The sequence below is a fragment of the Lysobacter auxotrophicus genome (genome assembly GCF_027924565.1).
GTDB lineage: Bacteria > Pseudomonadota > Gammaproteobacteria > Xanthomonadales > Xanthomonadaceae > Lysobacter_J > Lysobacter_J auxotrophicus.
Genome location: NZ_AP027041.1, coordinates 1,422,966 through 1,441,859, shown reverse-complemented (window position 1 = coordinate 1,441,859; position 18,894 = coordinate 1,422,966). Strand labels below are relative to the sequence as shown.

The following is an 18,894-nucleotide window of genomic DNA, read 5'->3' as shown; positions in this document are numbered from 1 at the left end:
CGGATCAAGGCGTCCCCGTGCCGAACTCGTCATGCATCCACGCCGCGATGCGCTTGAACAGCATGTTGCGGTGCTTGCGCAGGAAGAAGGTGTGGTCGTACTCGCGCCAGAATTCCAGGCTCACCTGCCTCGCTTCGGCCGCGCGCCCCAGGCACCCGGGCAGTTGCGCGCGATGGTTGAAATAGTGGTACGCGCCGCCGGTGAAGACGAACAGCAGGCGCGTGTCGCGCGCGACCATGTCGGCGAGCATGCGGCGCGCCTGCGCGCGTTCGGGCCAGTCGCGGAAATCCGACAGCGACGGCCCGGGATTGCGACGCGACATCAGGAAGCGCAGCACCTTGCCGACATCGAACAGGCGCGGCAGCACGTGCCGCAGCCAGAAGCCCGTCGTCGGATACGCGACGCCGTCGAGCAGGATCTCGCCGGCAACGCGCGCATCGACCGCGCCGACGTGGAACGCGTCGTCCGCACCGGAACACAGCCCGGCGAGCACGAAACGCTCCACGCCCGCTTCCTGCGCGAGCAGGCGCATGGCCGCGTCGGTCTCGCGCTGGCGACGTTCGCCCGCGGCCTTGCCCGGCAGCGCGCTGTCGCCCAGTCCCGACTGGTCGAACCGCAGCACCGCGAAACCCTGCGCGGCAAGCGCGCGCGCCAGTTCCACGTGCATGCGGAACGGTCCGGTGTGGCGCGTAAGGCCGGCGTTGAGCAGCAGCACGCCGGTCGTCGATGCGGCGCCGACCGGCCGCGTGATCACGCCGACCAGGCCGTCGCCGAAACCGTGCGCGGTTTCCTCGAATGGCGCGTGCGAAACCGCCGATGCGCGATGCCGCGACGGCGCGACTTCCGTGCGGGCTTCCAATGCCTTCTCGTCGAGTTGCAGGTTCACCACGGCACCTGTTCGGTCATGCGTTGCGCGAGCTGGGCGACCGCGCGACGCGGGAACACCTGGCCGCCGAAACGCGACGGCACGTCCCATTCCGGGCGCTCGCCTTCGTCGAGCAGCACCGCTTCCACCGACACGCCACCGGCGCGCTGTTCGCGCGCGAAGCGATCGAGCGATTCGTCCATCTCCCAGACCGCCATGCGCACGCGGCTTCCGTTCGGCAGGCGCAGGTGCGCGGCGTCAAGCGCCGACAACGCGGTAAGCAGCGCATCGTCGACGGCGAATCCCAGCAGTTCGCCGTCGTCGGACTCGTGCGCGACCTTCACGTAGCGGCCGCTTTCGTGCAGCTGCTCGCGATGCTGCTTCTTCCACGACGCGACCACCTGCGCGCCGTCCAGTTGCGGATCCCACAGCACGACGTCGACCGGATCGACGCGGCGTTCCAGCGCGGCGAGCAGCGGCAACGCGGCGCTGCGCAGCGCGAGGAACTGCACGGCGTCCACTTCGCCACGACGCAGCAGTTCGGCGCTGGCGTGTTCGAGATCGTCGAGCATGCCGGGCAGTCCGAGTTCGCCGTCCTGCCCGGCGGAATCGCCCGTGGCGTACCAGTCGAACGTCAGCGCGGGAATGCCGAACTGCCCCACCGTCTGCGCGAGCGACCACAACGCGCGATGGCTGCGGATGCCATCCTGCAGTAGCGGCGCGCACAGCAGCACGCCGTGTCTGGACGCCGGTTCCGCATCGGGCTGCGAGTGCAGCAACCCGAACAGGCTGCGTCCCGGTGCGCCGAAGAAGAACGGCGCGCTCATTCCACCGTCCCCGGGGTGCGCAGCAGGCGCTTCATCGTGCGCGCCATGCGCGAGCCCATGCCGCTCTTCTCCTCGCGCACGATGTGCATCGGCAGGTCGGCGGCGATCTGCGCGAGATTCGTCGCGGCCAGCCGCATCAGCTGGATGCGCACGCCCGTGTCCTTCGCGACGCGGCTCGACATCTGCACGGCCAGCATCGAGTTGCCGCCGAGGTCGAAGAAGTTGTCCTGCGCGCCGACGTCCACGCCGAGCAGTTCCTTCCACAGCTCGCGCAGGTAGATCGCGCGCGGATCGTGCTCGGCGACGGTGCCGTCGTGTTTCGAAACCGGGGGCGCCTCGTCCACCGGCGCTTCGCCGCGCCCCTGCGCACGCAGGATCGCCGACGCCAGTCGCGCAACCAGCGCGGGCGATTCGATCATGCCCTGGTGATCGCCCGGGATCGCCACGACGTCCACGTCGGCGCACATCGCTTCCCAGCCGAGCAGCGGCTTGGCGCGCAGCTCCGGCGGCTGGTTTTCCGCGCGGAACAGCACGATGCCGCCGGCATACGGCTTGACGATGTACTTCATGTACGCGTGCATGTGCGTGGCTTCCAGCTCGGCGTAGCGCACGCTGTGCGGCAGCGCCTGCCCGGCCTCACGCGCCTGCTGCGCCTGCTGGCGAAGCTTCGACGCGTGGCGACGGCCGTTCACGACCTCGCCGATCGTCGCGATGCGCTGGCCCAGCGACTGCCCCTGCATGCGGCGATGCAGCCGCTGCACGCGCCCGGAGAGGCCGCTTTGCGCCTGCGCGCGGTAGCGGATGCCGAACTCGGCCGAGGTATCGACCAGGCCGAGCATCGCGACCGTTTCGCCTGCGGCCACCAGCTGCTGCGCCATTTCGAAGGCGATGATGCCGCCCATCGAGCCGCCGGCCAGGTGGTACGGCCCCTGCGGCTGCACGGTGCGGATTTCGCGCACGTAGCGTTCGGCCATCTTCTCCACGCTGTCCAGCGGCGCGGTGCGGCCGTCCAGGCCCAGCGCCTGCAGGCCGTACACGGGAATGCCCTGCGGCATCGCCTCGGCGAGCGGACGGTAGTTCAGCACGTTGCCGCCGACGGCATGCACGAGGAACAGCGGCGCGCCTTCGCCCTGCGGACGGATCGGCACCAGGGGCGCCCACGGATCGGGGCGCGTGCCGTCGGCCGGCGCGGCGTCGCCGTGCGTGTCGATGTCGTTGCGCACGCGCTGGTATTCGCGCGCGAGCGCACGCACGGTGCGCGCGGTGAGCAGCGTGGCCAGCGGCAGGTTGACGCCGGTCTGCCGGTTGAAGCGATGGAACATCTGCACGGCCTGCAGCGAATGCCCGCCGAGCGAGAAGAAATCATCGTCCGCGCCGATATCGGGCTTGCGCAGCAGGTCGCGCCAGATCTCCAGCAACTGCTCGCCCAGCTCGTCGAGCGGCTCGTTCGTGGCCGCGTCGGCCACGGCCGGCGCCTCGGCCGACGCGCCCGCGCCCGACGCATCCGACGTCGCGTCGGTCGCGCGACCGAAGCGCAGCGGCTGGCCATCGTCGAACTGCGTGATCTGCGCCAGCGTCAGCGAGGGATCGCGGCCCAGCGCCTTGAGGACGGCGACGTAGCGGTCGCGCAGCAGCGCCGCGGTATCGTCGAGGAAGATGTCGGCGTTGTAGATGAAACCGCCCGACAGCCCCGTGTCCTGTTCGACGAACCACAGGCCCAGGTCCTGCGTGGACGCCGTCTGGAACACCGGGTAGCGCTCGTGCGTGAGCGGACCCCATTCGCACATGCGCTGGCGGATGTCCTGGAACGAGAACAGCGCGTGGTACAGCACCGCGCCCCCTTCGCGACTGCGCACGCTCAGTTCGCGCACGAGATCCTCCAGCCGGATGTCGGGATGCGCGAAGCTGTCCAGCACCACGTCCTTCACCTGCTTGACCGCCTGCGCGAAGGTCATCGACGGATCGATCTCCATGCGCAGCGGCAACAGGCTGGTGAAATAGCCCATCAGGTTCTCGACTTCGGCCGTGTTGCGCCCGCGTACCGGCGTGCCGACGATCAGCTCGCGCAGGTTCGAGGTGCGGCTGATCAGCGCGAAATACGCGGTGAGCAGCACCATGTACAGCGTCGCGTCGACCTTGCGCGCGGTGTCGTGCAGCGCCGCGGTCACGTCGTTGGCGACGGTGATTCGGTGCGTGACGCCGCGTCCGGACATGCCGGGACGGCGCGGCATGTCGGTCGGCAACGCTTCGATCGCGTGCCCGACACCGCCGAGGCGTTCGCGCCAGAACGTCAGTTGTTTCGCGTATTCCGGCCCCTGCAGCCAGTCGCGGTGCCATGCGGAGAAGTCGGCGTAGGTCACCGTGAGTTCCGGCAGCTTCGGCTCGCGCTTTTCCAACTGCGCGGCGTACAGCTCGGCCATGTCGGTGTACATCAGGTCGAACGACCAGCCGTCCCAGATCAGGTGGTGGGTCATGAAGAACCACACGTGTTCTTCCGGGCCGAGGCGGAACAGGCGCGAGCGGATCAGCGGCGCGCGGTCGAGTTCGAACGGCGTCTGGATCAGCGCGTCCATCAACCGCGACACTTCCGCCTCGCGCTCGTCTTTCGCCAGGTCGCTCACGTCGACGACGTCGGTGATACCCACGTCGACCGCGTCGTGCACGACCTGCATCGGCTCGCCATCGACCAGGGCGATGGTCGTGCGCAGCACGCTCTGGCGCTGGATCATCGCGTTCAGCGCGGCCTGGAACGCGTCCAGCTGCAACGGACCGCGCAGGCGATGCGCGCTCGGCGTGTTGTAGGTGATCTGGCCGGGATTGAACTGTTCGAGCAGGTAAAGACGCTCCTGCATCACCGACATCGGCCCGCGCGTGCGGTCGGCGAGCGGCTTGATCGGCTCGCGTTTCGGCGCGGCCTCGCCGTCGATCCCCTGCACCATGCGCGCGAGCTTCGCGACGGTGGGGCCGTCGAACAGCGCCCGCAGCGACAGCGCGATGCCCAGTTCCTTGTTGATGCGCGAGGTCAGCTGCGCGGCAAGCAGCGAATGGCCGCCGAGCGAGAAGAAATCATCGTCCACGCCGACTTCGGCGACGCCGAGCACCTTCGCCATCGCGTCGGCGATGGTGCGCTCCAGCGCGTTGCGCGGCGCCACGCGCTCGCCGGCGAGCTTCACGTTGAGGTCCGGCGCCGGCAGCGACTTGCGGTCGATCTTGCCGTTGGGCAGCAGCGGGATCGCGTCAAGAAACAGGATGTGCTGCGGGATCATGTAGTCCGGCAGCGAGCCCTTGAGGTACGACGCGAGCGCGGCTTCGTCCAGCGACGCCGCCCCCTCGCCCACCACGTACGCGACCAGGCGCACGTCGCCGGGGCGATCCTCGCGTGCGACCACGACCGCGCGCGCGACCTGCGCATGCGCCGCGAGCAGCGCTTCGATCTCGCCCAGCTCGATGCGGTAACCGCGCACTTTCACCTGGAAATCCAGGCGCCCCTGGTGTTCGAGCACGCCGTCGGGCCGCCAGCGGCCGCGGTCGCCGGTGCGATACAGCAACGCGTGCTTCGATGCCGCGAACGGATCGGGCACGAAGCGCTCGGCGGTGAGTTCGGCGCGATCCAGGTAGCCCAGCGTCACGCCGTCGCCGCCGATCCAGATCTCGCCGGGCACGCCGAGCGGGCACAGCTCGCCACGCGGATCGAGGATCCACACCTGCGTGTTGTCGATCGGCCGGCCGATGTGGATGTCGGACGCATCGGTGACGCGCGAGCACGTCGACCACACCGTCGTTTCGGTCGGACCGTACACGTTCCACAGCGAGCCGCAGCGCTTGAGCAGTTGGGTCGCAAGATCCGGCGGCAGCGCTTCGCCGCCGCAGAGGATCTTGAACCGCGCGTCGCCCTGCCATTCGGCGTCGAGCAGCAACCGCCACGAGGCCGGCGTCGCCTGCATCACCGTCGCGCCGCTGCTGGCGATGAGCGCCTTCAACGCGACGCCGTCGGCCGCGGTTGCGCGGTCGGCGAGCACGATGCGCGCGCCGACCGACAGCGGTAGCAGCAGTTCGAGCACGGCGATGTCGAACGACAGCGTGGTGACCGCGACGAGGCGGTCGTCCGCGTCCAGGCCCGGCTCCTTCGCCATGCTCGACAGGAAATTGCTGACCGCGCGATGCGGCACCTGCACGCCCTTCGGGCGACCGGTCGAACCGGAGGTGTAGATCACGTAGGCGACCGATTCGGGCTCGGCGGCGCCTTCATCGCGGCCGATGCGAGCGGCGGGCAGCGCGGCGAGTTCGTCCTGCAGCGTGTCCAGCGACAGCACCGGGCGCCCGCGCAGGTCGAAGTTGCCGGCATGCTTCGTCGTCGTAAGCAGCGCCGCAAGGCCCGCGTCGCTGGCCATGTACGACAGGCGTTCTGCCGGGAAATTCGGATCGAGCGGCACGTAGCCCGCCCCCGCCTTGAGCACACCGAGCAGGCCCGCGAGCATGTCGACGCCGCGATCGAGCACGAGTCCGACCAGCGAGCCGCGACGCACGCCGCGCGCGCGCAGCAGGTGCGCGATGCGGTTGGCGCGCGCTTCCAGCTCGTCGTAGCGCACGTGCTCGCCATTGAACTCCACCGCGATGCGATCGGGCGTGCGGTCGCACTGCCGCTCGAACGCCTCGTGCATGCGGCATTCGCGATCGAACGCGACCGGCGCCGGCTGCAGCGCCTGGAGCTGCGCGCGTGCGCTTTCGGACACCACGGAAAGACGGCCGAACGGCAGGTCCGGGCGCGCGACGGCTTCGCGCAGCAGCGTCTCGTACGCGGCCAGCCAGCGGCGGATCGTCGCGTTGTCGAACAGGTCGGTGTTGTACTGGCACTCCAGCCGCATGCCGCCCTGCACCTGCACCGCGTTGACGAACAGTTCGAAGTTCTCGTAACTGCGCGGGTTGGTGATCAGGCGCATGCCCAGGCCGTGGAAGCCGGTGCTTTCCTGGTCCATCGCCTGGTCGATGTTGAACATCACGCTGCACAGCGGCAGGCGCGCGGGATCGCGCTGCATCGGCAGCTTCTTCAGCAGCGTGCCGAAGGTGTAGCGCTGGTGCTCGATGGCGTCCAGCAGCGTCGACTGCGCGACGCCCAGCGCCTGCTCGAACGGCTGCGCGTGGTCCAGCTCGAAGCGCAGCGGCAGCAGGTTCACGCAATGGCCGACGAGATGATCGTGGCCGTCCACCGATTGCCCGGCGGCGGGAATGCCGACGACGACTTCGTTCTGCGCGGTCAGGCGCGACAGCAGGCCGGCGAAGCTCGCCAGCAACGTCGCAAACAGGCTCGCGCCCTGGCGCGCGCCGAGGCGGCGCACGGCGGCGACGAGATCGTTGTCGAGCAGGTGGTCCTCGCGGATCGACGGGAACGTGCGGCGCGTCGGACGCGGGCGATCGGTCGGCAGGTCGAGGATCGGCCCCCCGTCGGCGAAGCGCGACAGCCAGTACGCCTCGTCGGCGCGATAGGTCGCGCCGTGCGGGTGTTCGGCTTCGGCCAGCGCGTAATCGGCGAAGGATTCGGCCGCCGGCAGCACGGGCGCATCCTGGCCCAGCGCCTGCGAGTACAACGCGCCCAGCTCGCGCACGATCACCCACCACGACCAGCCGTCGCAGACGATGTGGTGCGCGGTCAGCACGAGGTGGTGGCGGTCTTCCGACAGGCGCAGCAGGTGCGCGCGCAGCAGCGTGCCGTGGTCCAGGTCGAACGGGGTTTCGACGACCTCGCGCGCGTGCGCGGCGATGCGCGCGTTGCGTTCGCCGTCGTCCATCGACGACAGGTCGATCAGCGGCAATTCGATTGACCGGTCGTCGCTCACGCACAGCGTGCGGCCGTCGGGGCCGAAGTTCGCGCGCAGGATGTCGTGGCGCGCGACGAGGCCGCGCAACGCGTCGCGCAGTGCGGTGGCGTCGAGTTTCCCGCGAAAATCCAGCGAGATCGACTCGTTGTACGCCAGCGACGCATCCTCGCCGAGGCGATCGGCGAGCCACACTTCGCGCTGCGGTTCGGTGGTCGGGGCGACGCGCGACAGCGGTCCTTCCGCGAACGGGTCGTAATCGACCGTCGCTTCGTCGCGCACGCCCTCGTTCATCACGGCTGCATTCATGCACTCACCTTCATGTACTTGCCCGGCTGCTCCGGGTTGGGCACGAACCACGCCGGCGTGCCGTCGGGTTCGCGACCCAGTCGTGCGCCGGGCACGACGGGCTTGCTGGCGTCCATCACCGTCTTCGGCGTCGCGGCGCTGCGCGGAAGCAGCTCCATGTCCTGCAGCTCCGCCACCGCTTCCTTGAACGCCGTCGCGATGCGCGCGATGTCCTCGTCGCTGTGCGCGGTGGTGATGAAGCAGGGGAAGTTGTCGAGGATGTGGATGCCGCGCAGGCGCATCGAGGCGAACAGCAGGTCCTGCAGCGGATGCGCCTCGTGCCAGTGCGTCTTCCACACCGACGCGTACTGCTTCACCGACACCGGCGCGCCGACGTCGGCGCAGTAGGCGTTGATGTCGGCCGCCAGCGCTTCGGTCTTCGCGTTGAGGCGCTTCTGCAGCTCGCCGCCGTCGGCCTTGAAGTGTTCGAGCACCGCCTTCGCCGCGACCAGCGCGAGCGGATGGCGCACGAACGTGCCGGCGAAATACGTCACGCCGACGGTGGGCACCGAGTCGTCGCCGTACTGCCAGTGGCCGCCGTCGAGCGCGTCCATGTACTCGCGCTTGCCGGCGATCACGCCGATCGGGAAACCGCCGCCGACCACCTTGCCGTACGTCGCCAGGTCGGCCTTGATGCCGAAGATCGCCTGCACCCCGCCCGGGTTGGAGCGGAAACCGGTAACCACTTCGTCGAAGATCAGCAGCGCGCCATTGTCCTGCGTGAGCTGGCGCAGCTCCTTGAGGAATTCGACCGGACGGAAGTCCAGGCGGCGGCTCTGCACGGGTTCGACCAGGACTGCGGCAATCTCGTGGATGCGTGACTTGATGATCTCCATCGCCTCGGGCGTGCCGTAATCGAGCACGAGCACGTTTTCGGCGGTGTTGCGCAGGATGCCCGGCGCGGCCGGCACCGCGCGCAGCGACTTGGTGCCGCGCACGATCACTTCATCGACGATGCCGTGGTAGGAGCCGGTGAACAGCACCACCGTGCTGCGCGCGGTGATGGTGCGCGCGACGCGCAGCGCGCCGAGCACGGCTTCGGAACCGGTGTTGCACAGCGCGGCGCGATCGTGCCCGGTGAGTTCGCACACCAGCTGCGCGACGTCGCCGGCGACCGGATGCTGCGGGCCGATCTCGTAGCCCTTGTCGAGCTGTTCGCGCACGGCGTCGAGCACGAAATCCGGCTGCCAGCCGAACAGGCTCATGCCGAACCCGTTGAGCGCATCCACGTATTCGTTGCCGTCGATGTCGATGACGCGCGAACCCTTCGAACGCTCGACGACGATCTGGTAGACGATCTCCTTCGTCAGCGGACGGAAGCCGTTGACCACGCGCGGATCGGCCAGGTGCGAGCGGTTGGCCTGCGTGTAGTCCTTCGACTTGCGCGTACGCGCGGCGTAGCGGTCCATGAACGCGTCGAGCTTGGCCTTCTGCTGCGGCGACAGCTCGGTATCGACGTGGTTGTCGATGCGCGCGATCGCGCCGAAGGCCTTCTTGACGTCGTACTTCTGCTGCACCGCGCCGGTGTCTTCCTCGCCGTCGACGGCGGGCTTCGGCGCCGGCGCGGCGGCGACCGGTGATGCGACGGCGACAGGCGCGGCGGCGACAGGCGCGGGCGCGGCGAGCGTCGCGACGGAGACGGGCGCGGCCACGCCGCCCGACAGCAACGCGAGCTGCTGCGCCATCAGCTGCATCTGCTGGGCGATGACCTGGCGCGTGAAGTCGTTGCCGCCGTCCAGCGCCGGCAGCGCGACGGGCGCGACGGCGACGGGCGCGATGGCGACCGGGGCCGCGGCCACCGCCTGCACGGGCGCGGGCGCCGGTGCGGCGTCGGCGGGCATCGAGGCATCGAGCATGCCGGCCAGTCGATCCAGGCTGCTGCAGTCGCCCATCAGCTGGCGGAAGTTCACCGGCACCTCGAACGTCTTCTGCAGCTGCACGGCGACCTGCGTCAGCATCAGGCTGTCCAGGCCGAGTTCGATGAAGTTGGTGTCGGCATCGGCGTCGCTCATGTCGAAGCCGGCGACGTTCTCGAACAGGCCACGCAGTTGCCCGACCAGGCGTTCGCGACGGCCGGGAGCGGGCGCGGCGGGGACGGTGGCGACGGCGGGGGCGGACTGCGGCATGACGGTCTCCAGTACGGGATTGGTTCGTGCGGCGGCCGCGACGGCCGGATGGGGGATCACGTTGCCCGGGCTCGCGGCAACCGCCTCCACCCAATAACGTTGTCTCTCGAACGGATAGGTCGGCAGCCGCAGGCGATGGCGGATGGCCCGCGTATCGAAGGCGGCCGGCGCGATCGCCGCGCCCTGGCTCCAGAGCTTTCCGGCGGCGGCGATGAGGTCGCGGCGCTCGCTGGCCGGGCTGTCGGTGAGGCTCGCCACGGTGGCGATGCGCTGCTTCTGCACGACGGGCTGCTGCCGCGCGAGCGCGTTCAGCGTGCCGCGCGGGCCGACTTCCAGCAGCACGCGTGAGGCCGCGTCGTCGCCGTCGAGCAGCGCCTGCAACGCGCTGGAGAACCGCACCGGCTCGCGCAGGTGCCGCGCCCAGTAGTCGGGCGAAATGGCCTCTTCCGCCGTCAGCGGGGCGCCGGTGACGGTGGAGACGATGGACCGCGTCGGCGCGTTCAGGCGCACGGCGGCGACGGCGTCGCGGAACGGCGCGACTACCGGCTCCATCATCGCGGAGTGGAACGCGTGCGAGGTGCGCAGCGCACGGCAGGCGATGCCCTCGCCTTCGAGCTGCGCCTGGAACGCGGCGACGGCGTCGGATTCCCCGGCGACTACGCAGGCCAGCGGCGAATTCTCGGCAGCGAGCGACAACGACGCCGGCAGGCGATCGCGTACGGCATCGGCCGGCAACCGGATCGAAAGCATCGACCCCGCCGGCTGCGCCTGCATCAGCGCGCCACGGCGCGCGATGAGATGCAGCGCGTCGCGCAGTTCGAACACGCCGGCCAGGGTGGCGGCGACGAACTCGCCGATGCTGTGGCCGATCATCATCGAAGGCGTGATGCCGCGGCTCATCCACCACTTGGCCAGGGCGTATTCGATGGCGAACGTCGCCGGCTGCATGATCGACGTCGGCAGCAGCGCTTCGGCGTCCTCGGCGAACAGGCGTTCGCGCAGGTCGAAACCGAGGTCGGCCTGCAGCAGCTGCGCGCATTCATCCAGCGCATCGCGGAAGACGGGCTCGGCCTCGTACAGGCTGCGCCCCATGCCCGGGTAGGTGGCGCCCTGCCCCGGGAACATGAACACCACGCCCGCGGCACGCGCCGGGCGGCTGCGCGCGGCTTCGGCCAGCGTGTCCGGTCCGCGCAGTTGGTCGACGGCCGACGCGGCATCCTCGGCGGCGATCGCGATGCGATGCGCGAACGCCTTGCGGCCGACGGCCAGCGTCCACGCGACGTCGGCGAGGTTCGCATCGCGATTGGCATCGAGATGATCGGCGAGCCGGTTCACCGCCATGCCCAGCGCGGTGGGGGTGCGCGCCGACAGCACGAGCAGCTGCGGGCCGTCGGCGGCCTGGGATTCGGGCAGCAGCGGCGCTTCTTCCAGCACCGCGTGCGCGTTGGTGCCGCCCAAGCCGAACGAACTCACGCCGGCGCGGCGCGGCGCGTCGCCTTCGCGCTCCCACGCGCTCATGCGCGCGTTCACCACGAACGGCGTGCTGGCGAAATCGATCGTCGGGTTCGGCGATTCGAAATGGATGCTGGCGGGAATGCGCTTCTCGTGCAGCGACAACGCCGTCTTGATGACGCCCGCGGCGCCGGCGGCGGTCACCATGTGGCCGACGTTGCTCTTCAGCGAACCGATGCGGCAGAAGCCGGCGTCGCGGGTCGTGCGGCGGAACGCGCGCGTCAGGCCCTCGATTTCGATCGGATCGCCGAGCGGCGTCGCGGTGCCGTGCGCCTCCACGTAGCCGATGGTGCGTGCGTCGACGCCCGCCTTGTCGTGCGCGAGCGCGATCACGGCGGCCTGCCCTTCGCTGCTGGGCGCGGTGAAGCTGGCGCGATTGGCGCCGTCGTTGTTGAGCGCGCTGCCGCGGATGACGGCGTACACGGGATTGCCGTCGGCGATCGCATCAGACAACCGCTTGAGCAGCACGACCGCCGCGCCATCGCCGAAGACCGTGCCCTTCGCGTCCGCGTCGAACGTACGCGTGTGGCCGTCGGGCGACAGCATCGAACCTTCCTGGTACAGGTAGCCGCTGCGCGGCGGGCACGTGACCGCGATCCCGCCGGCCAGCGCCATGTCGCACAGGCCCGCCTGCAGGCTTTCCACCGCCTGCGCGATCGCCACCAGCGAGGTCGAGCACGCCGTATGCACGCTGACCGCCGGGCCGGTGAGGTTGAGTTTGTGCGCCACGCGCGTGGCGATGTAGTCCTTCTCGTTGCCGAGCATCACCTGCAGCGCGCCGACGCGATTGACCAGTTCGGGATGCGCGGACACATGGCGCTGGAAGTACGTCGCGTTGTTCATGCCGGCGAACACGCCCGTGACGCCGGCCGCGTCCGGCGCATGGCCGCCCCGTTCGAGGCATTCCCAGCACAGTTCCAGGAAGATGCGCTGCTGCGGGTCCATCAGCTCCGCCTCGCGCGGGCCGATGCCGAAGAACGCGGCGTCGAACAGCTCGACATCGTCGATCACGCCGCGCGCGGCGACGTAACCGGGATCGTTGCGATCGCTCGCGCTCACCGCGGGATCGAGTTCGTCGATGCGGAACTGGGTGATCGAATCGCGGCCTTCGCACAGGTTGTTCCAGAACGATTCGACGTCGCCTGCCCCCGGGAAGCGTCCGGCCATCGCGACGATGGCGATGGGCTCGCGCGCATCGACGCTGCGACGCGCCGGCGCCTGTGCGGCCTGCGCGCCTTCGAGCACCGCCGCGAGCTTCGCCGGCGTCGGATGCTGGAAGATCGTCGGCGCGGCCACGCGCGGGGCCGCCTCGTCGGACTGCCAGCCTTCCACGCGGATGTGCTCGGCCAGGCGCACGGCGAGCAGCGAGCTTCCGCCGAGCTCGAAGAAGTTGTCGTCGCGGCCGACGCCCTCGATGTCGAGCAGCGTGCCGAAGGCCTCGCAGAGCTTGCCTTCGAGCGCGTTGGCCGGCGCGGCGAAATCGACGGTGAGCTCGGGACGGCGGCGATCCGGCGCGGGCAAAGCGCGGCGATCGACCTTGCCGTTGTTCGTCAGCGGGAGTTCGTCCAGGCGCACGTAACGCGTCGGCACCATGTACGCCGGCAGCGCGGCGGCGAGATGCGCGCGAAGCTGCGGTGCATGCGCCCCGAGCCCGCTGTCGACGTAGTACGCGACCAGGCGCTTTTCGCCGGGGAAGTCGGCGCGCGCCACGACGACGCACGAGGCGATCGCCGGATGGCGCGCCAGCACGGTTTCGATTTCCGTCAGCTCGATGCGATGGCCGCGGATCTTCACCTGTGCGTCGGTGCGCCCGACGAATTCGATCAGCCCGTCTTCGCGCAGGCGCACCTGGTCGCCGGTGCGGTACAGCACGTCGCCGTCAAGGAACGGATTGGGCACGAAACGCTCCGCGTTGAGTTCGGGACGTGCGAGATAGCCGCGCGCAACGCCCGCGCCGCCCACGCACAGCTCGCCGATCACGCCGGCGGGCAGCAGTTGCAGGCGGCGGTTGAGCACGTAGGCACTGGCGTCCTGCATGGCACGGCCGATCGGGATCGACGTCGCATCGCGCGGCAGGTCGCGCGGGATCGCATGCGAGGTGCACATGATCGTGCACTCCGTCGGGCCGTAGCCGTTGTGCAGTTGCAGCTGCGGCGCGACGGCCTGCATGCGACGGATGTGTTCGACGGAGAGCGCTTCGCCGCCGACGATGAGCTCGCGCATGCCGGCGAAGATCGTCGCGTCCTCGTCGACGACCGCGTTGAACAACGCGGCCGACATGATCGCGGCGTTCGCGCCGTGTCGCGCGATCGTCTCGCGCAGGCGCGCGGCGGTCGGCGCCAGTTCGTCGTGCACGACGACGGTGCCGCCGTTGAACAGCGCGCCCCACAGTTCCAGGCCGGAAATATCGAAGCCCAGCGGCGCCTGGTGCAGCAGGCGCGTCTGGGCGTCGAGCGTGACGTAATCGACGCCGCGCAACCGGCGCACGAGCGAACGGTGGCGGATCTCCACGCCCTTCGGCACGCCGGTCGAGCCGGAGGTGAAGAGCACGTACGCGAGCGAGTCGCGGTTCGTGTCCGGCGTATCCGCCAGCGGCGCATCGTCGCCGTGCACGTCCACGCGACGCGGCTCGCGCGGCAGGTTCGATGCGTGCAGCGCGGGATCGGCGACGATCACGCGCACGCGGGCGTTATCGACCATGAAGGCGAGACGGTCGGCGGGCAGCGCGAGGTCCAACGGCAGGTACGCGCCGCCGGCCTTGATCACGCCGAGCAGCGCGACGACCGCGTCGAGCGAGCGCGGCAGCGCGACACCGACGATGTCGCCCGCGACGACGCCCGCATCGCGAAGCCGCGTGGCAAGCGAAGCGGCGCGGCGGTCGAGCTGCGCGTAGGTGAGGCTCGCCTCGCCGTGCACGACGGCGGTCTTGTCGGCAAACGCGGCGAGCGTCTGCGCGAAGCATTCGTGGACGGTGTCGAACTCGGCACGCGCGCGAGGCGCGACGGCCCAGTCGTCGATCTGGCGCGCGCGGTCGGTCGGATCGAGCGCGTCGATATGCGACAGCGGCAGCGTGGCGTCGTTCGCGATCGCACGCAGGCAACGCACGACGGCCTCGCCGATCAGCGCGGCGGCTTCGTTCGATAGCGGCGCGCGAAACTCCCCGCGAAGCTGCGCGTCGTCGATGCGCCAGTTCGATGCGGCGAACGCCGGAACGCCCGCCTCGTCCGAGACGGTCCAGACGCAGGGCTGCGGCGCTTCGTTCGTGTCGGCGCAGTCGATCGCCTCGGCGAGTGTCGCGGCGTTCGTCGAACCCACCGCGACGCGCAGCTGGCGCCATGCGTTGCCGCGGCCCATCGTGGCGAGCGCATCGTCGGCGCCCGACAGCCAGGCATCCACGGCGACCAGCGCGGCGGTGAGCGCGTTGCGGGCGTCATCGTGGTGCAACGCGAGTGCAACATCGGGCGGCAGCGCGAACGCGAGCGATCCGACGGCGCCGTCGGCGTTGCCGGCGGGCTGCGGAAGCACGTCCAGCAGCGGCGAATCGATGGCCGGCGTCGCGCCGCGAAAGTCGTCGTCCTGTGTCGCTGCTGCCCGCGTACTCATGCGCCTGCTCCTTCTCCACTGCGCGGCGGCCGTGGCCGTCGGCAACAATCACGTCCAAACCGGCGTCGAACGGCCGGCGGTCTGCGTCAAAACCGGTTGTCGCGCCGGCTCCGCTGCGTCATTGCGCGCGGATGCGTTGGGCGGTCGAAGGCAGGCGCGTCGTTGCGATCCGGTGCGGCGAAACCGCTGCCACGCACCGCGCGTCCGGCACCACGTCGCGGGCCGCCTCGGGCCTGCGCGTTGGCTGTGTGCCGGCACTCCACGACATCGCTCACCCCACATGCGGCACGACCGATGCCGACCGCGGCATTCGTGTCTTCCCTGCCCCTCTCGTCGAACCAAACGGTGCGCACGGGCGCGAGCGGCCACGTTCGCCGCGCATCCGCCAGACGATGCACGGCGCGTGAAGCCGCGCTAGGATTGACCCCGACAAGGGGGCCCCATGAGCCAGGACTTCGCGCTTCTGTACATGCAGCTTGGCCTGCATCCGGACTGCAGCCTCGAAGACCTCAAGCGTGCGTATCGCGTCCGCGTGGCCGAACTGCATCCGGACCGCCATCTCGATCGCCCTTCCTCCGACGAGGCGAACAGCGCGCTGACCGAACTGACCGCGCTGTATTCGGGCGCGATCCGCTTCCACCGCATCCATGGGCGTTTGCCGGGCTCCACGCCGCGCGGACCGGCGATGAATTCGCGTCCCATGCCCGACGCGTCGCATGCGCCGTCCGCCGCCGCGGGTTCGCGTCACCTGCCCGCCAGCGAACGCACGACGCAGAGCGTGACGCCGCGCATCGCGGTGCTCAGCGTGCTGGTGCTGGTGGTGGTGATGGTGGTGCTGCACTGGTCGGAAACCGCGCAGGTTGCGCCGCATGCGGAACACGAGGCCGCGGTGGCGGCCGCCGATCCGAACGCGCCCCGGCTGGAACTGGGCATGGAGGAAGCGGCGGTCGTCGCGATCCAGGGCGCGCCCGAACGCGTGCAGGACGACGTGTGGAACTACGGCTCCTCGTGGGTGCGTTTCGAGGAGGGCCACGTCGTCGACTGGGCCAGCGTGCCGCCGAACCGGCTGATGACGTTGACGCCTCGGCCGGTCAAGGAGGACGAGGACGGCGAGGAAGAGGCGTTCGGGCCCTGACTGCTCTTTGCTCTTGATGTTGCCCCTCTCCCGCTCGCGGGAGAGGGTTGGGGTGAGGGCAAACCGCGAACGCGCCTCGAAAAAAGCGACCGGCCGCCTGCCCTCACCCCTTGCCCTCTCCCGCACGCGGGAGAGGGGGAGTGATCGCCGTGCGGGTCTGGCTTCGAAGTGTCACATCTCTCCTGCTGCGCGCCCGATCCTGATGCGCCTGCTATCGGGATCCGCGCTGGAACAGCACCACCTCGACCGTCTGCAACAGGATGATCAGGTCGAACACCAGGCCGTGGTTCTTGACGTAGAACAGGTCGAATTTCAGCTTCTCTTCCGCGTCGCGCACCGAGGCGCCATACGGATAGCGCAGCTGCGCCCAGCCCGTCAGGCCGGGCTTCACGCAATGACGCACGGCGTAGTAACGGATCTCGCGACTGAGCATGTCGACGAACTGCGGACGTTCCGGGCGCGGGCCGACGATGCTCATCTCACCGCGCAGGATGTTGAACAGCTGCGGCAGTTCGTCCAGCCGCGTCAGGCGGATGAACTTGCCCACGCGCGTGGTGCGGTCGTCGCCGCGCTGCGCCCACCGCGCCACGCCATCGCCTTCGGCATCCACGCGCATGCTGCGGAACTTGATCAGTTCGAACGGCCGCCCGCCTTCGCCGATGCGCGTCTGCTGGTAGAGGATGGGGCCGCTCGATTCCAGGCGGACCAGCGCCGCGACCAGCACCATGAACGGCCATGCGATCAACAGCAGCGCGGACGCGGCGAGCACGTCGAACAGCCGCTTGTTCATGCAGCGCGAGGTCGAGTGGTCGAAACCGCCTGAAAACACCAGCCACGACGGGTCGCACAGGTTCGTCGTCACCAGGCCCGCTTCGCGTTCGAAGAAGGTCGACAGGTCGGTCATCGCCACGCCGCGCTGCACGCAGGTGAGCATTTCCTCCATCGGCAGGCCGCCGCGGCGCTCGTCCGGCGCGACGACGACCTCGCTGATCTGCAACCGGTGCACGATGTCGGCCAGGCCGTCGGGCGCGGCAATGCGCATCGAATCGGGCACGCAGGCTTCCTGTCCGTCGATGGGCACGAAGCCGATCAGCGTGAACGCGCGGCGATCGCTACCACGGCGCATGCGCGTGTTGATCAGGTCCGCGTTGTGTCCCGCGCCGAGCACCAGCACGCGACGCTTGAACAGATCGCCGCGGAACACGTGCATCACGCAGAAGCGCAGCGCGGCCATGCCCACCAGGCCGAGCACCATCGCGATGACGATCACGCCGCGGCCGATGTAGGCATTCGGAACCAGGTAGTACAGCACCATCAGCCCGATGCCGCCGATGGCGAACGACACCAGCAGGCGCAGCGCGAACTCGAAGCGGTTCAGGCGCACGTGCACCTGGTACAGGCCGAGCGCGGCCATCGCGGTGGTGACGAACGCCGCGACCAGCAACGCGCGGACCGTGAGGTTCTCGGAGAAGATCTCGTGACCTTCGGGGTCGTTCATGAAGCGCAGCCACGCCGCGCCCATCACCGCCGCCATCACCAGCAGTACCTCGAGCAGCCACAGAAGCAGCAACGCCCGGTTCTTCAGACTCGCTCTACCGAACATCATAAACCGCACTCCTACGCGGTGCGCGCGCATCGCGCACGCACATCCGTCAGACAGCCTGGTGGAAGTTCCGGAGAAGTCCCGGCCGGGGCCGGGCGTCGCGCGTCATCGTGGCGATGACGTTCCCCCCTTGCGACGCGATCACGACACGTACAACGACCTCCCGTCGACGCTCCGGCCAGAGGGCGGGGCGTCCAGCGGATGCAACTGCTGGCATTCGACCGCGGCCTCGCGCGGCGCCGCTACGGCCGCGGTCCATCGCTCGCCCACATCGAGCATGGCCAGGCGCACGCTGCACGCCGCAGGTAGTTCCCGCGCGCTCCCGGCCAGGAAGAACTCCGCGCCGGCGGCGGCGCGGAAGCTGCACATCTCGCGCGCCAGGCCGATGCCTTCGGCCTTGAGCAGCGCTTCCTTCCGCACCCACAACGCCAGCAGCGCGCGACTGCGCGCCGGCTCGGCGAAATTCGCCAGCGATTCCAGTTCGGTCGGATGGCACACGCTCGTCGCGATGCCCGGCAATTCCGCCGCACGGAAGGCGGCTTCGACATCGATCCCCACCGGCCCCAGCGCGCACAGCGCGAACGCGGCCACGCCGTCGGCGTGACTCAGGCTGGTGCGCACGTTGCGACCTTCCAGCGTCATGCCCGGCAGGTGCGGCGCGCCTTCGGCATCGCGCGCGATGGAGAACGCATGCGGTTCGATCCGCAGCGACCCGGCGACAAACAGGCGGTGCAGCGCGTAGGTCAGCGCGAGCGCTTCGCGGTCCTGCGCGAAACGACGCTGGCTGGCGCGCTGGCGTTCGGACGCGTCGAGCAGGGACCACGCCTCGTCGCGCCAGGGTTGCCACTCACGCAGATCGACGATGGCGGTCGCACAGGCGCCGGGTGCCATCGGCCCGCACGCGAACGCGTCGCGCAACGAGCACGCCGATGTTGCCTGTCGCCATGCGACCGCCACCTTCGCCCCCTGTCCGGTCCTGCCGGTGTCCATTCGGATTCAACGAACACGAACGCAGGCATGGCGCGAAGGCGGACACGGCGGCCCGCGCGTCCTGTCCCGGGC

Annotated in this window: 7 protein-coding genes; 1 reads left to right on the top strand and 6 read right to left on the bottom strand. The window is 69.7% G+C overall.

The window, feature by feature from the left end; genetic code table 11:
* Nucleotides 1-4: 4 nt before the first annotated feature.
* Genes LA521A_RS06455 through LA521A_RS06440 form a run of 4 tightly spaced genes read right to left on the bottom strand, consistent with a single transcriptional unit; the run spans nucleotide 5 to nucleotide 15,094 of the window.
* Nucleotides 5-886 carry an alpha/beta hydrolase family protein gene (locus LA521A_RS06455; protein WP_281781490.1) on the bottom strand — a complete coding sequence of 294 codons (882 nt, stop codon included), beginning with the start codon at nucleotides 884-886 and terminating at the stop codon, nucleotides 5-7.
* Nucleotides 883-1,692, bottom strand: a complete 810-nt coding sequence (locus tag LA521A_RS06450) for an alpha/beta hydrolase family protein (RefSeq protein WP_281781489.1) — start codon at nucleotides 1,690-1,692, stop codon at nucleotides 883-885. Before LA521A_RS06450 ends, LA521A_RS06455 begins: the two co-directional genes overlap by 4 nt.
* Nucleotides 1,689-7,814, bottom strand: a complete 6,126-nt coding sequence (locus tag LA521A_RS06445; RefSeq protein WP_281781488.1) for a non-ribosomal peptide synthetase — start codon at nucleotides 7,812-7,814, stop codon at nucleotides 1,689-1,691. The genes LA521A_RS06450 and LA521A_RS06445 overlap by 4 nt, the downstream gene beginning before the upstream one ends.
* Nucleotides 7,811-15,094 carry a polyketide synthase gene (locus LA521A_RS06440; RefSeq protein WP_281781487.1) on the bottom strand — a complete coding sequence of 2,428 codons (7,284 nt, stop codon included), beginning with the start codon at nucleotides 15,092-15,094 and terminating at the stop codon, nucleotides 7,811-7,813. The genes LA521A_RS06445 and LA521A_RS06440 overlap by 4 nt, the downstream gene beginning before the upstream one ends.
* 442 nt (nucleotides 15,095-15,536) lie before the next feature.
* Here LA521A_RS06440 and LA521A_RS06435 point away from each other — a divergent pair, with 442 nt between their 5' ends.
* On the top strand, nucleotides 15,537-16,229 hold the full coding sequence (locus LA521A_RS06435) for a J domain-containing protein (protein WP_281781486.1): 693 nt from the start codon (nucleotides 15,537-15,539) through the stop codon (nucleotides 16,227-16,229).
* 211 nt (nucleotides 16,230-16,440) lie between these two features.
* On the opposite strand, the gene LA521A_RS06430 is transcribed toward LA521A_RS06435, so the two are convergent.
* Entirely contained in the window at nucleotides 16,441-17,835 is a 1,395-nt protein-coding gene (locus tag LA521A_RS06430; RefSeq protein WP_281781485.1) for a TIGR03013 family XrtA/PEP-CTERM system glycosyltransferase, read from the bottom strand.
* A gap of 138 nt (nucleotides 17,836-17,973) precedes the next feature.
* Entirely contained in the window at nucleotides 17,974-18,822 is an 849-nt protein-coding gene (locus LA521A_RS06425) for a 4'-phosphopantetheinyl transferase family protein (RefSeq protein WP_281781484.1), read from the bottom strand.
* Between the last annotated feature and the right edge of the window lie 72 nt (nucleotides 18,823-18,894).